The sequence below is a fragment of the Spirillospora sp. CA-128828 genome (genome assembly GCF_050945415.1).
GTDB lineage: Bacteria > Actinomycetota > Actinomycetes > Streptosporangiales > Streptosporangiaceae > Spirillospora.
Map to the genome: position 1 here is coordinate 9,586,107 of NZ_CP191986.1, position 13,759 is coordinate 9,599,865.

Annotated in this window: 14 protein-coding genes; 4 read left to right on the plus strand and 10 right to left on the minus strand. The window is 69.3% G+C overall.

The annotated features are described in order from the left end of the window. The first annotated feature begins 46 nt into the window (after nt 1-46). A complete protein-coding gene (locus ACQPXG_RS46155; protein ID WP_433465477.1) occupies nt 47-823 on the plus strand; it encodes a hypothetical protein in 777 nt (258 codons plus the stop codon). 694 nt (nt 824-1,517) lie between these two features. Here ACQPXG_RS46155 and ACQPXG_RS46160 read toward each other — a convergent pair. Further along, nucleotides 1,518-2,333, minus strand: a complete 816-nt coding sequence (locus ACQPXG_RS46160; protein WP_433465478.1) for a DUF899 domain-containing protein — start codon at nt 2,331-2,333, stop codon at nt 1,518-1,520. A 787-nt stretch (nt 2,334-3,120) separates the two neighbouring features. Here ACQPXG_RS46160 and dapB point away from each other — a divergent pair. Continuing rightward, entirely contained in the window at nt 3,121-3,933 is an 813-nt protein-coding gene (gene dapB, locus ACQPXG_RS46165) for a 4-hydroxy-tetrahydrodipicolinate reductase (protein ID WP_433465479.1), read from the plus strand. 1,854 nt (nt 3,934-5,787) lie between these two features. Here the strand turns inward: dapB and ACQPXG_RS46170 are convergent. The 4 genes from ACQPXG_RS46170 to rsmG all read right to left on the minus strand — a co-directional run bounded on the left by ACQPXG_RS46170 (nt 5,788) and on the right by rsmG (nt 9,305). Continuing rightward, entirely contained in the window at nt 5,788-6,237 is a 450-nt protein-coding gene (locus ACQPXG_RS46170; RefSeq protein ID WP_433465480.1) for a hypothetical protein, read from the minus strand. Nucleotides 6,238-6,472: 235 nt separating this feature from the next. Continuing rightward, entirely contained in the window at nt 6,473-7,471 is a 999-nt protein-coding gene (locus tag ACQPXG_RS46175) for a ParB/RepB/Spo0J family partition protein (protein WP_433465481.1), read from the minus strand. Next, nucleotides 7,468-8,283: a ParA family protein gene (locus ACQPXG_RS46180; protein WP_433470175.1), complete on the minus strand. Its 816-nt coding sequence runs from the start codon at nt 8,281-8,283 to the stop codon at nt 7,468-7,470. Before ACQPXG_RS46180 ends, ACQPXG_RS46175 begins: the two co-directional genes overlap by 4 nt. 344 nt (nt 8,284-8,627) lie before the next feature. Further along, nucleotides 8,628-9,305 (minus strand): 16S rRNA (guanine(527)-N(7))-methyltransferase RsmG, encoded by a 678-nt coding sequence (gene rsmG / locus ACQPXG_RS46185; RefSeq protein WP_433465482.1) that lies wholly within the window; start codon nt 9,303-9,305, stop codon nt 8,628-8,630. A 188-nt stretch (nt 9,306-9,493) separates the two neighbouring features. On the opposite strand from rsmG, the gene ACQPXG_RS46190 reads away from it, so the two are divergent. Together ACQPXG_RS46190 and ACQPXG_RS46195 are read left to right on the plus strand one after the other, a co-directional pair. After that, the gene (locus tag ACQPXG_RS46190; protein WP_433465483.1) at nt 9,494-9,958 is read left to right on the plus strand and encodes a DUF6458 family protein; all 465 of its coding nucleotides are present in this window, start codon (nt 9,494-9,496) and stop codon (nt 9,956-9,958) included. A gap of 126 nt (nt 9,959-10,084) precedes the next feature. Next, nucleotides 10,085-10,618, plus strand: coding sequence for a DinB family protein (locus ACQPXG_RS46195; RefSeq protein ID WP_433465484.1), 534 nt, complete (start codon nt 10,085-10,087; stop codon nt 10,616-10,618). Between the two features lie 90 nt (nt 10,619-10,708). Here ACQPXG_RS46195 and ACQPXG_RS46200 read toward each other — a convergent pair whose 3' ends face one another. The 5 genes from ACQPXG_RS46200 to rpmH are packed head-to-tail and all read right to left on the minus strand — an operon-like array spanning nt 10,709 to nt 13,120. Beyond that, complete coding sequence (locus ACQPXG_RS46200; RefSeq protein ID WP_433465485.1) at nt 10,709-11,194, minus strand: protein jag; 486 nt, start codon at nt 11,192-11,194, stop codon at nt 10,709-10,711. 37 nt (nt 11,195-11,231) lie between these two features. Next, entirely contained in the window at nt 11,232-12,251 is a 1,020-nt protein-coding gene (gene yidC, locus ACQPXG_RS46205; protein WP_433465486.1) for a membrane protein insertase YidC, read from the minus strand. After that, the gene (gene yidD / locus ACQPXG_RS46210) at nt 12,244-12,603 is read right to left on the minus strand and encodes a membrane protein insertion efficiency factor YidD (protein ID WP_433465487.1); all 360 of its coding nucleotides are present in this window, start codon (nt 12,601-12,603) and stop codon (nt 12,244-12,246) included. Before yidD ends, yidC begins: the two co-directional genes overlap by 8 nt. Beyond that, entirely contained in the window at nt 12,600-12,947 is a 348-nt protein-coding gene (gene rnpA, locus ACQPXG_RS46215; RefSeq protein WP_433465488.1) for a ribonuclease P protein component, read from the minus strand. The genes yidD and rnpA overlap by 4 nt, the downstream gene beginning before the upstream one ends. A gap of 35 nt (nt 12,948-12,982) precedes the next feature. Further along, on the minus strand, nt 12,983-13,120 hold the full coding sequence (gene rpmH / locus ACQPXG_RS46220) for a 50S ribosomal protein L34 (RefSeq protein WP_021592695.1): 138 nt from the start codon (nt 13,118-13,120) through the stop codon (nt 12,983-12,985). Between the last annotated feature and the right edge of the window lie 639 nt (nt 13,121-13,759).

The following is a 13,759-nucleotide window of genomic DNA, read 5'->3' on the forward strand; positions in this document are numbered from 1 at the left end:
GGACGACGCCTACCACGGCCACCTCAGGCGGCACCTCGGCGAGTGTGTGGGGCGGGAGGATGTCCAGGACCTCGGCTATGGTCTGCTCGAATTCCACAAGGAGAGCCCGCCACTGAGCACGGTGGCCGCCGACGGGTTGCGTTCCCAGGACGTCACCGCCCTGGCTCCGGTCGAACTGGTGTGCACCCTGTGGGAGGAACAACGCTACATCGCCCGGCACTTTGCCGACTCCTTGGCCCAAACGATCATCCACAAGCCGAGCACACTCATCCACTACGGCTTCGTGGTCGACAATGACGAGCCTCTCTTGGAGGGAACGCAGGTCCAGGCTCTCCTCGGCTGTCCGAGCCCGTCCTTCCGCGACGGCTTCGACCTGTTGAAGGAAGAGTCCGGCGGCATCAAGGCCCAGGCCATCACTCTCCTGCCGATCACTTCCGGAGCAGCTGAGCTCGTCCGGGACAAGGGCGACGATGCCCTCTGGACGTCACCCGCGAGACCGTTGCCGGAAATGACACGCACGCACCACTATCCGGCAGATCGCCCCGTACGGCCGCACCGCCCGAACCGTCAATCGCCACGATGGAGAGACCGCCCACACTGGAAGGGGACCAGCGGCGATTCCCCTACCCCGCCGCGCTGCGCCGGCTCGCCACGCCCGAAGTGCCTTCCATTTGGGTCCGTGTCCGGGATGCGCGCGACGTTGGCGAGCGGGCCTGTATACCCGGCATCGGCCCACCCCAGAGTGATCGTGGAGAACGCCTTGCGCAGCGCGGCGGCGAGCGGAACGCTTGATCGCGGCCCCTGCAAAGGGAAACGGTCGTGACGACAGCGGCCGCCAGCAGTCCACCGGTGTCGACCGCGCCGTGCCGCTTGCGGCTCTTGCCGCCGAAATACCCGCTGCCTGACGGTCGGGACGCATCGGCGAACCGAGCACGGCTGCGGTCGGTACCAGGCCGCCGCCGTCGGCCAGACCCGCACGTGCGCGCAGGTTGTGTGGATCCCGGCATCACGCCGGCGCGCAGAGGGTCCACCGGTGGAACAAGGCGTAGACGGGCTCTGGTGCGGTGGGAAATCGGCCGACCGGGCCCGTCAGGCGATCCCACCGCGGACCATGTGGAAGATCGCGCCCAAAGCCGGGCGCCGGTCCAGCTTCTCGGGCCGGCCCTGCCCCGCCCGGTGGTCCCCGGTCATCGGGACCCACGGCGTCGGCGGGCCTGGACTTCGGCCCTGGGCCGCGTGGCCGAGTGGCAGCGGTGTGTCCCGGCCCGCCGCCGTCGGTCATCGGCGAATCCGGCTAGAAGGCGATCACCGCCCGGCCATCAGCCGGGCCTGACGAGTACCGGCATTCGAACACCTGGCAGGACTGGCGAGCCTGGACAGCTCCTCTGCGGCCAGGAGCAGCGCTTCACCTTTCCGGGCGAACCGCTCACCAACCGGGCGCGTGCAGGGCGGTTCGCATCGTCCGAATGTTCTGCCCGGCACCTAGCCCCATTCCCGACGCCGTCGGTGAGGGCGCGTCAGTGGTCGTTGCCGTGCCGGCCGAGGGTGTCCACCGGGGTAGCGCCGGGGCGGGTCCACTGCGGCACGGGGCGGCTGGTCGAGCCCCAGGCGGCGACACCGTCGGCGTCCGAGCGCCAGTACCAGCAGATCGGCGAGCCGTGTCCACCGACCGGTGAGCCGACCTGAGGGGCCTCGGGCCAGCCTTCGGGGTCGTCCTCCCATCCCTCGCGGCGGCCGTAGGGCGTCATGTCGAGCAGGCTGAGGGACCCATTGACCGGCTCGTTGCCCCGGCCCGTCGTGGAGTAGGTGAGGAACACGCGGTCGCCGTCGCGCAGGAAGCAGGTGATGTAACCCATGCTGCCTCCGACCGGCGCGTCCACGTCGCGCACCGAGTACCAAGGCTGGGTGTAGCCCATGAACTCGACGTAGGAGGCCACCTCGTCCCACCGGCCCGTGGTCAGGATGGCGAACGAGACGCCGCGGGCGTTGAGGTAGACGGCGTCCTTCATGTGCCAGGCCGTGGTGGTGCAGCCCTCGCACTGCCCCTGGTGCGGCGCGCCGTCGTACCACATGTGCTTGTACACCACGAGTTCGTTACGGCCCTGGAACAGGTCCAGGAAGGGCACCGGGCCGTCGGGTCCGACGACCTCTACCGTCCCGTCGAGCTCCACCATCGGCAGTCGGCGGCGAGCCGCGGCGAGAGCGTCACCCTCGCGGGTGTGGGCCTTCTCGCGGACCAGGAGTTCGTCACGGGCGGCCTGCCAGGTGGCCATGTCGACCACTGGCGGGCGGCCGGGCAGCGCGCTGGTCGGGTCGTCCGGCGTGTTCGTCATGGGGTCCTCCGTGGTGTCTCGTGCCGGGCAGCGTCGTACGTCGTCCCACGACGGTCACCAGAACAGACTTGCACCCCAGCTGGAACTCATCGCCAGCAAGGGTGGCGCGATCTCGCTGGATTTGTCGCAGTGGTTGTGGTCTGAGTGATCCGAGGCGCCCGCGTGCCACCCAGTGGCTGCATCACGTGTTTCACGTGAAACAGAACGGCGTGTGACCGCGAACGCGCCGCGCGCGACCTGCCGGACGGCGTGATGCGGCGGCCTGCGGGCGCGGGCGGGGCCTCGCGCTCAGCAGGGCGCCGGCCGCCACGCCCAGGACCGCTCGTGCCGCGCGGCGCCCGACCGTTCGTCCAGCGCAGCACTGAAGGCCACCCATCGCTCGGCGCGTCCACGCTTCCGGCGCGCCCCCGGGCCGGCGTGGCCTCGGCCGCGTCGCGACACTGGCAGCAGGACAGGCCCTGGAGCAACCTGTGAAGGCCTCCGCCCTGGAACGGTCGAGCTCCGGCCGATCGACTACATGGCGGACGCGCTCGGGCGGACCGACGCCATCCGCAACCACAACGGGGGCACGAGCCACACGTTGCTCGGCTGACCGCCTCGACACGTAAAGCCGATGTCGCGTCCACGCTGGCCACACCCGCCCAACACAACGATCCGTCTCACGGGAAGAGCGCCACGGGGGACGACACTGCGAGGACGGCCAGGCGTCGACAGGTCCCTCGGAGAGTGCTCAGCGGCAGCGGCTACGCGGCGGCTGCCCGTCGTCGGTGTCTTCTACAGTGACGGCATGATCAATGTGTGCTTTGCCGGGGTTACCGGCTGGACTGCCGGGCCGATCCTTACGGCGCTCGATGAAGCCGACGATCTGGCGCTGACCGCCGGGGTGTCCAGGACGGCGGCTGGGAGGAGTCTGACGGAAGCCGTCGGTTCGGCTAGCACCGGAATGGTGTACGCATCGGTCGCCGAGGCGCTGGATGCCGCGGCCGTCGACGTGCTGGTGGACTACACCAGCGCCGCGATCGTCAAGGACAACGTATGGACGGCGGTGCGAGCCGGCGTGAACGTGGTTGTCGGGTCGAGCGGACTGACGGCCGACGACTACGCAGAACTCGACCGGATGGCCCGCGACAACAATGTCGGAGTGATTGCGGCAGGCAACTTCTCCGTGATGGCGGCGATGCTGCGCCGGGCGGCCACGATGGCCGCGGAGCACCTGGGCCACTGGGAGATCATCGACTACGCCAGTGCCACAAAGCCGGATGTGCCCAGCGGCACCGCCCGGGAACTGGCCGAGACGCTCGGAACCGTCGGAACTCCCGAGCCGGGCGTGCCTCTGACCGAGTTGCACGGACCGGCGGAGGCACGCGGCGCCGACGTGGCCGGGAGCCGTGTCCACTCGGTGCGGCTACCCAGCTTCGTGGTCTCCACCGAGATCGTGTTCGGCGGTTCCGGCGAACGCCTGATCATGCGACACGACGCCGGCTCCGATCCGACCCCCTATGCGGCCGGGACCATCCTGGCGGTACGTCACGTAGGCGGACAAGCCGGAGTGCGCAGAGGGCTCGACTCCCTGCTCTTCGCCGACGAACCGCAGCAGTGACAGTTCGCGGTTAGGACTCCGGCGCTCCCGCAGACTTGGGCAGCTGTCACGGCCCTACTGGAAGGTCCGTCGAGTCGCCCTCACTACAACACGTGCCAGACCACCGGACCGGCTGCGGCGAGGCACCGATACCCGCTCGATCAGGACATGGCATCCAGTCACGCCGGACAGAGAGCGTCTCGGCGACCATCGCGTGCGGCGGCGTCATGACCGATCTCGCGGATCAGGGGATCCGGCCAAGAGGAACGGCTCGCGGGGTCGCTCTTGAGAAGGCAGGCGTGCACCGGAATCGACTGATTGCGCCTCCTGGGCTCCGGTCCCGCCGGGAGTTGAAAAGGGCGCCAAGGTTCGGGCGAGAGTGGTGTGATGCGGTCGACATTGTCCCGGGACGACCACAAGCCGCGGATCGCGGTGGCCATCGGATTCGGAAGACGTGCTGCACGGGCAGTCAGCGGAACCGCGATCGCCACACCTGCCCGTTGGGCACTCGAACCGCTCGCCATGACGATGCACTCGTTCTCCCGTCCCAGCACGACCGGCTTCGTCTCGGCGCATCCGGCGGCATTCGCTCGGCTTCGTGCTCCACAACGCTCCTCCCCGCGCACCCGGTACGCCGCTCCGTCTCGTCGGCGGCGAATCCGGGAAGTGGATTCGCGACGGCCAGGCGTCGTTCGCCTATGTGCCGCCACGCCTCCTCGCGCTCCATCCGGAGCCTCTCAAAGCCCCCTGGATCTGCCGGCCGACCGACGTTTGTTGGCTGGCCGCGGCCCAACGTCCGGCCCCTTGTTTCATGTGAAACGAGGCCGATCTGAGAACGTCGAGCTGCGCCGAGGAGATGTTAGGAGCCGTTGAGGACCGGATTGTGAGCTGTGAGCCCGGTACTGGCTCTTACAACGAAGCCGTTGGGACGCTTCCACCCAGTGCCGAACTTGGTAGCCGATTGCGCTGAGTAGGCCTTGGTGGTGGGAGTCGGAGTAGGTGATCGGTGTCCACCCAGCCTGGGAACCCCCGCTCTGTGAATCACAGGACGGCCCGCCGCACAACGGGTGCCGGAACGGGCAGAGCCGGGGTCGCGGCGCCATCCAGCTTGGTCCTGTGTTTCACGTGAAACCGTGCCCAGGGACGCCGACATACGTGGGGGTTGCCAAGCTGATCGCCGTCACGGCGCGAGGGCAAGCGGGTTCCCGAAGAGCATGAAGTTCGGCGGCTCGCCCGCTTGGCGCGGGGGGTTGGAGGGATGTTCGGTGCGGCGTCCTGTCCGATGACACGTGCGGTCCGGCAGCATCCAGTGGCCTGGCTCCCAGGGTGAAAATGGGCTGGGCGAGCCTCGGATCTGCCTGAGACCCATGCCCGCGGCGGCCCACACATACATGTCCTCTCGGGAGCGCGGCCAGGCGAGCCATGGGACGGTCAGGCATCGGGTTCTGTAGCCCCAGTCCGGGTCGAGGTTCGGGTGGCCAAGACCGCCAAGCTCCCCCGGAGGGACGGAAGGGCGCCGGAGGTTCATCCAGAGATGCTGAGGACGATGGCCTCCAATGAACTGTTGACGGCTGGCCCGTCACCACGCGACCAGCCTGTTTCGGTTGCCTCGACATTGAGCCCGCGAAGGCGCTTTGGCGCCGGACCCGAGGGTTGGCAGGCCCTGCTCGATGCGGTCAGCCGCAACGCATACCGGATGCTCTGGCCCGGGAAGTCCGCGGGCCGAGGGGAACGAAGACGTCCTGCGCGTGCACAACGGCGTCCAGGAGAAGGAGCGGTGCCTGGGCCGCGGAAGCAAGGCGTCGTGTGCCGGCGGCACTGTGGAGGATGACGATGAGTTCGTCGGTAGAGGGGGAGGCTGGGTGGATCGCCGTCTCACGGACGAACCGATGGAAGCTCCCCGGCGCCCAAACGAGTTCGCGAAGTTGTCGTGGCCCAGCTGATCTCCGGGCCCGAACCGACATGAGCGACACAACTACGAACGTTCCGGCCCGCGGGCACGCTGATCACGGCGCCGGTATGGGGCCATTTCACCGCGGACGTGGGCGGCTTGCGGCCCAGCAGCGCGAACGCCCGCGCGTCTGTGGCGGCGACGCCGTCCGGCGGCACCCACGCCCACGTGGCCGACCGCCGGTAGGCGCTGGTCAGCAGGACGGCGCCGGCGCCGGTGAGCGCGCCGCCGAGTCGGTCGACACCAGGGAGCGGGTCGCGGGCCTGCTCGCACAGCGACGGCCGCTCCGTCTCGTCGGCGCCGAGTTCGGGGACTGGGTTCGCGACGGGCAGGCGTCGTTCACCTGTGTGCGGGCACGCCGTCTCGCGCTCCATCCGGAGCCTCTTTGAGAACCCTCTGGATCTGTCGGCCGACCGACGGTGGTTGGGCGGCCGCGGCCCAACGTCCGTAGTCGAAGGCACGGTGTCCCGCGAGGAGATCTGCCCCTCCGCGCGGTCTGCGCCCCGAGCCCAACAGCGGATGTTTCACGAGAAACATCGGGGGAGCGGCTACAACGAGAAGCGCCCCGGAGCCGGTCGGCTTCCGGGGCGCATCAGGCGCAAGGGGGCGTCAGGGCTCGCCCACGCCGTCGTCTTCTGGGGCCATCGACTTGATGATGCGGTCCAGGTCCTCCAGCGTGGCGAACTCGACCACGATCTTGCCCTTGTTCCGGCCCATGTCGACGCGGACCTTCGTCTCATAGCGATCCGAGAGCCGGTCGGCGAGTTCCTTGAGCCCGGGAGCGACCGGCTTCTTCCTACGGCCCTGCCGCGGGCCCTTCGGCTCGTCCTCCACCTCGCGAAGGGCGATCATCTCTTCCAGGGCGCGGACGGACAGGCCCTCCTGGACGATCCGCTGCGCCATGTGCTCCTGCGCCTCGACGCTGTCGAGAGAGAGCAGCGCACGGGCATGACCGGCGGACAGCACTCCAGCGGCCACCCGGCGCTGGACGGCGGGCGGCAGGTTCAGCAGGCGGAGCGTGTTGGTGATGTGCGGACGCGACCGGCCGATCCGTCCCGCGAGCTGCTCGTGCGTCGCGCCGAAATCCTCCAGCAGCTGCTGGTACGCGGCCGCCTCCTCCAGCGGGTTGAGCTGCTGGCGGTGCAGGTTCTCCATGAGCGCGTCACGGAGCAGCTCGTTGTCGCCGGTGTCGCGGACGATCGCCGGGATGACGTCCAGTCCGGCCATCTGGGACGCACGCCAGCGGCGCTCGCCCATGATCAGCTCGTAGTCGTGCTCATCCGAGTTGGACTTGCGGACGACGATCGGCTGCAGCAGCCCGACGATGCCGATCGACTCGGCGAGCTCCTCCAGGGCCTGCTCGTCGAAATGCTCACGCGGCTGACGCGGGTTGACCGCGATGGAGCGGACGGGCAGCTCCGCGAAGTGGGCGCCGGCAACCGGTTCGAGAGCCGGTTCCGCGGCCGTGCCGTTGCGAGCACCCGGGAGGGGGTCGCCGGGGAATCCGGGCTCCCCCGCGCTGCCCGGTTCGGCGGGCGTCGGCGGGGGCGGGGCGGTGGGAATGAGGGCGCCGAGCCCCTTGCCCAGACCGCGTCGCTGCTGGCTCACTGGACAGCTCCTCCGTGGGCCATCTCCGAGGCGGCCTCGCTGTAGGCGAGGGCGCCGCTCGAACCGGGGTCGTAGGTCATGACGGACTGCCCATAGCTGGGCGCCTCCGACACCCGGACACTGCGGGGGATCACTGTGTTGAGCACGACGTCGCCGAAGTGGTTCCGGACGTCCTCGGCCACCTGAGCGGCGAGCCGCGTCCGTGCGTCGTACATCGTGAGCAGGATCGTCGACACCTTCAGCCTCTGGTTGAGGTGCGCCTTGACGAGATCAACGGTCCGGATGAGCTGCCCGAGGCCCTCCAGCGCGTAGTACTCGCACTGGATCGGGATGAGCAGCTCGTCCCCGCCGACGAGGGCGTTGACCGTGAGGAGACCGAGAGACGGCGGGCAGTCGATCAGCACATAGTCGAACTTCTCGGTCTCGTAGTCGTCCAGTGCCCGCCGGAGGCGCGACTCCCGGGCCACCTTGGAGACCAGTTCGATCTCGGCGCCGGCGAGGTTGAGCGTCGCCGGCGCGCAGTACAGGTTGGGGATCTCCGGCGCCGCGACGACGATGTCGGCCAGCGCCATGTCCTCGATGAGCACGTCGTAGATGGAGGGAACCTCCGCATGGTGATCGACGCCGAGGGCGGTGGACGCGTTGCCCTGGGGGTCGAGGTCGACCACGAGCACCTGGGCGCCGTGCATGGCGAGGGACGCGGCGAGGTTCACCGAACTGGTGGTCTTGCCCACGCCGCCCTTCTGGTTGGCGATGGTGATGACCCGGCATTTGTCCGGCCGCGGCCACTCGCGTTCCCTGCGGCCCGCCATGGCCTTGAGCGCGGTGACGGTGGTTTCATGTGAAACCTTGGCGTCCCTGAGCGCCTCTCGCACGAGTTCCGACTCCCCCTGATCTGGTCCCTTGCGCGGACTCGGCGGCTGGGCGCCGGCGTTCGTCGGAACATAGCCGACGTTCTCCGCGGTTCCGGACGTCGTGTTTCCCCACATCGCGTGTCCGGAAGGCGCGGTGCCCGGCGTCGCTCCCGGGTCCGACTGCGCACCGCCGGCGGCGGGCGCCTGCGCGCCCTCGTCCTCGCCGGGACCGCCCGGGCCGGACGGCCGTTCGTCGGGGGTTTCGTCGGCGCGGTCAGGCCGGCCCAGTCCTGGTCCCGTGCTCATGAAGACCTCTTCCTCGACCCTTTGGGGCGCCGGGGGGCGCGCTGTCGTCGCCCGACAACCTCTTCTCGGCCGGCGACCACACGGACGAGTGTTGTCGGCGGATCGACCATACCGCGCCCGACTTGGAGCAGTTCTGTCGAGCGCACCCCGAACCGTTTCAGCACGGGCTCTGCCTCGTCCAACTCGGCCGCGGCCCGTTCGCCCTTGAGCGCGAGCAGTTCCCCGCCCGGACGCAGCAGCGGAAGCGCCCACTTCGCCAGGCGTTCGAGGGGCGCGACCGCCCGCGCCGTGGCGACGTCGACCGAGAACTCCTTGGCCACCTCTTCGGCCCGGGCACGGCGCACCTCGACGTTCCGCAGGTCGAGCATCTCGACGCACTCGGTCAGGAACGTGGTGCGCCGCAGCAGCGGCTCCAGCAGGGTGATCCGCAGGTCGGGACGGACGATCGCGAGGACGATGCCGGGCAGCCCCGCGCCCGAGCCGATGTCGACGACCTGGGCGTCCTCCGGTATCGCCGTGGACACCACCGCGCAGTTGATCAGATGGCGCTCCCAGAGCCGGTCGGCCTCGCGAGGCCCGATGAGGCCGCGCTCGACCCCGGCCTCCGCAAGGAACGCCGCATAGCGCTCCGCGACCGGTAGCGCGTCACCGAAAACCTCACGTGCGATCCCCACCAGACGAATCGTTCCACAAAACCCGGCGGGGTCGTACACGCGAAACGTCCCTGTGGACAAGTCAGGGGCGCGGAGGTTGGGTGACCCTTGCGCTATGGCGAGAACCACATGACCCCACCGCATATTCGAGGTGCGTCGGGTAGGGGCTGCAGTGTCGCCCCACCGCCCCCCGGAAGGAGCTCCGACAGATGGGAATCGGAGTCAGTCTCGCATTCATCGCCCTGGGCGCGATCCTCGCCTTCGCCCTCCGCGTCGACCTCAGCGGCATCGACATCCACTTGGTCGGCTGGATTCTGATGCTGGTGGGGCTGGTCAGCATGGGCTTCACCCTCAGGTACACGCGTCCGCGACGCCAGGCCGGAAGGGTGGTCGGCGCGGACCCGGCCTATGGGGACGAACCCGGGACCATCGTCCGGGAAGAGCACATCATCGAGGACCCGCCGCCCGTCAACCGTCCTGGCGAGCGGGTCGAACGTGTGATCGAACACCCGGCGGACGAGGGCGTGGCGCACGGACACATCGCGCAGGACCCTGCGTTCTCCCAGGATCCCGCTCACGCACAGGACCCCGCCGAGGAGAACAACCCGTCGGTCGTGGACGCCGGTGACCACATCCCGCAGCGCCGCAGATGGCGCAGGACGGCGCGGCGATAGCAACCCACTCGGTGTGCTTGGGCGGCGTTGCACACCGAGTTCCGAGGGCCCCGCGCCGGCCAGGGCGCGGGGCCCTCCACTTCGATCGAGATGCCCGATCTGAGGACGCAGCGCTAAGTTCGGCCGATGCAGAGACCTCAGGAACGGGTCCCGGCGCTCCTGGACGGGCCGGGCGTCGGCGTCTCGGACACCCGCGAGCTGCTCGTCGGCTACCTGGAGTGGTATCGCGAGGCGCTGATGCGGAAGATCTCCGGACTCTCCGACGAGCGGCTCCGCACACCGGTCGAGCCTCTGGGCTGGTCACCGCTCGGCCTGATCCAGCACCTCGGCTGGGTAGAACGCCGCTGGATGCGCTGGGGTTTCGCCGCGGAAGACGTCGTGGCCTACCCACCCGGGGGCGACGACACCGAATGGGACACCCCCGATGACCGGCCCACCGCCCAGATCATGGCCTTCTACCAGGACGAAGTCGACAAGGCGCGGGACCTGGTGGCGGGTGCCGCCATGACCGACACGGCCGGCATCGGCGGCCGTTTCCAGAAGCCCGCCGACGCTCCCTCGCTCGGGCGGATCCTCTTCCACCTGCTCCAGGAGTACGCACGCCACACCGGCCACCTCGACATCGCCCGCGAACTGATCGACGGACGAACGGGCGAGTGATGCTCCACTGGATGCGGACGGCCCCGGCGCGGTGTTCCGCGCCGGGGCCGTTCGCGTGATCGGGTCGGGGCCGGAGGCGGCCTCTCGGGGTCAGGCGGGGTAGACGACCACGTAGCGGTCGGGTTCCTCCCCCTCGGACTCGCTGCGGAGGCCGGCGGCGGCCACCGCGTCGTGGACGATCTTGCGTTCGAACGGGGTCATCGGGGCCAGCGGCTTGGACTCGCCGGCCTGCTTGACCTCGTCCGCGACATCGGTGCCGAGCTTGGTCAGCTCGGCGCGGCGGCGCTCGCGGTAGCCGCCGATGTCGAGCATGAGGCGGGTGCGGTTGCCGGTCTGGCGGTGGACGGCCAGCCGGGTCAGTTCCTGCAGGGCCTCCAGGACCTCGCCGCGCTTGCCGACCAGCTCGTCCAGGGAACCTCCGACGACGGCGACGATCGCGCGCTCGCCCTCGACGTCCATGTCGATGTCGCCGTCGTAGTCACCGATGTCCAGCAGGCCCTCGATGTAGTCGGCGGCGATCTCGCCTTCCTGCTCGAGTGCCTGGACGTCGACCTCGGTGGTGTCGGTCTGGCTCAACGGGGTCTCCTTCTCCGGCACGTTCTCCGGGTTCAAACTAGCGCTTCTGGGTGCCGCTGCGCTTGCTGCGCGACTTGCGGGTCGGCTGGTTGCGCACGACCTTTGGCTTGTCCTCGGGCTCCGGGGCCGATTCCGGCTCCGGCTCCTTCTTCAGCCTCGCCTTGATGCCCGACGACGCCTGGCCGTTCTTGGACGCCGCGGTCTTCGAACCGCCGGTGGTCTTCGAGCCCGCCGTCTTCGAACCGGTCTTGGTGCCGGTCTTCGTGGTGGTGGTCGTCGCGGTGTCGCCGTCCGTGCCGGGCGGTGGGTACCGCTTGTAGATGTAGTGCTGCTGCGCCAGCGTCCAGCTGTTGGACGTGACCCAGTACATGAGGACGCCCAGCGGGAAGCCGAGGCCGAACAGGCCGAACAGCGGCGCCATGAAGACCATCATCTTCTGCGCCTGCATCATCGGGTTGGCCTCGTCCGCGACGGGCTGCCGCTTCATGCTGGCCCGGACGGTGAAGAACGTCGTGCAGGAGCTGATCACCACGGCGATGCCGGTGACGATGATCGCCGTCCACGACTTGGGGTCGGCGCCCCACGCGTTGAGGAACGTGTCCGGGATGTGGGCGCCGAAGATGTTGGCGTTCTGCGCGCTCGCCACCAGGTCGGACGAGACGGCGAAGACGCTCTGCCCCGGCTTGGCGTCCGAGATCCGCTTCAGCGTCTGGAACAGCCCGATGAAGATCGGCATCTGCACCAGGAGCGGCAGGCAGCCCGACAGCGGGTTGGCGCCGTTCTCCTGGTAGAGCTTCATGACCTCCTGGTTGAGGCGCTGCTTGTCGTTCTTGTATTTCTTGCGCAGCGCCTGAACCTTCGGGTTCAGCTCCTGCATCTTCCGCGAAGCGTGGATCTGCTTCACGAAGAGGGGGACGAGTATGAGCCGCAGCAGGACGGTGAGGAGGATGATCGAGCCGCCCCACGCCCATCCGCTGTCCTTGGGGACGATCGTGCTGAGCCCCGTGTGAATCCACACGATGAGCTGAGAGACGATCTCGTACAACCAATCAAGCACCGGGCAGCTCCTTGGGCTCTGCTAGGGCGGGGCCGCTCTCCTCGCGGCCGGAGTTCGCGGGGGCCGCCGCGGACTTCTTCCTTGGCGGCACCGGGTCGTGACCCCCGGGGTGGAACGGTTGGCACCGCGCGATCCGGCGGGCCGTCAGCCATGTGCCGCGCAGCGCCCCGTGCACCTGGAGCGCCTCCAGGCCGTACGCGCTGCAGCTGGGCTGGAAGCGGCACTGCTGCCCGAGCAGGGGACTCAAGAAGCGGCGGTAGGCGCGGACGAGAAGGATCAGCACGGCCGCGACGGGACCCGGGTGGCCCGCCTGGTGCTGTGCGGGGGACGCAGTCCCCTGCCGACTCCTCATCTTCGCCCCTTGGACGCGGGCCGCAGCAGCCGGTCGAGCGCCGACTCCAGATCCGCGGCCAGTTCGTCTGGACGCGCCTCTCCCGCGCGGGGGTTGGCGCGCACTACGAGCAGGCTACCCGCTGGGAGCCGGTCCACGTGCGGGCGCATCAGGTGGCGGAGCCGGCGCCGAACCGCGTTGCGGAGGACGGCGTTGCCGACGGTGCGGGCCACGATGAACCCGACCAGCGGCGGCGCGGCCGCCGCTGGGGGCTCGTCCGGGCGTAGCAGGTGAACGACGACAGTTGGCCGTCCGGCGCGGCGACCGCGCCGGACGGCCAACGTGAAGTCGTCCCGCCGCCGCATCCGGTTTCCGGACGGCAGCACAGGGAGGGTCTGGGTCAGACCGCGATGCGGGCGCGGCCCTTGCCACGCCGGCTGGACAGGATCGCGCGGCCCGCGCGCGTGCGCATGCGCAGCCGGAAGCCGTGCTTCTTGTGGCGACGACGGTTGTTCGGCTGGAAGGTACGCTTGCTCACTTTGAGGCTCCAGGGCTGCGGTCGTTCGGCTTGAAGGTCTAACGCTCGCACCGAGGGCCGCGTCCGGTCCCCCGCAGCGGGGGCCCACCCGAGCATTCCTGAGGGGCTGCCGGCGGGCACGCGGCATCTCCGTCGATGCGACTCGACCTCAGCACGTTACGGGCTATCCGGGTGGCCGGTCAAACGGAGGCGGCCACCGCGAGCCGGATGCGAGCCGGACACCGCGAGCCGGATGCGAGCCGGACACCGGCCATGCGGGAGCCGGACGGGGACCGTGATGACGATGTTGCGAGTGTGAGCGGCAGGGGTTAAGGTCGTCCGGGCGAGCCGACACCTCCTCGAAGAATTCGACGATCCGATGTCGGTTTCCAGCCCCTCAAACCCCCGTTCAAGAACCACCCGCAGGCCGGCCTGAAGAAGGCCGGAACTCTGCCGACCTCGTTCCCAGGAACCCGCCTCGCGGGTTTTACACAGGGTGCCCCATGCCTATGCACAGCATGTGGACAACTCTGTGGACAACTCGTGAGAGAGTAAGTCTTCCGCGTCGCGGCAGTGCCTTGCGAGGCGTGCCGCATCCCGTGGGACGGCCGGGCAGTCAGGTACTCCGTTCGGCGGAGTTGTGGGGAGGGGACCTTGCGC

Bases quoted from the DNA above. Each gene is read 5' to 3' on its own strand.
- rnpA (WP_433465488.1), bottom strand. From the start codon at position 12,947: ATGCGGCGGCGGGACGACTTCACGTTGGCCGTCCGGCGCGGTCGCCGC.
- yidD (WP_433465487.1), bottom strand. From the start codon at position 12,603: ATGAGGAGTCGGCAGGGGACTGCGTCCCCCGCACAGCACCAGGCGGGC.
- ACQPXG_RS46195 (WP_433465484.1), top strand. From the start codon at position 10,085: ATGCAGAGACCTCAGGAACGGGTCCCGGCGCTCCTGGACGGGCCGGGC.
- ACQPXG_RS46190 (WP_433465483.1), top strand. From the start codon at position 9,494: ATGGGAATCGGAGTCAGTCTCGCATTCATCGCCCTGGGCGCGATCCTC.
- ACQPXG_RS46160 (WP_433465478.1), bottom strand. From the start codon at position 2,333: ATGACGAACACGCCGGACGACCCGACCAGCGCGCTGCCCGGCCGCCCG.
- ACQPXG_RS46170 (WP_433465480.1), bottom strand. From the start codon at position 6,237: ATGGAGCGCGAGACGGCGTGCCCGCACACAGGTGAACGACGCCTGCCC.
- ACQPXG_RS46180 (WP_433470175.1), bottom strand. From the start codon at position 8,283: ATGGCGGGCCGCAGGGAACGCGAGTGGCCGCGGCCGGACAAATGCCGG.
- dapB (WP_433465479.1), top strand. From the start codon at position 3,121: ATGATCAATGTGTGCTTTGCCGGGGTTACCGGCTGGACTGCCGGGCCG.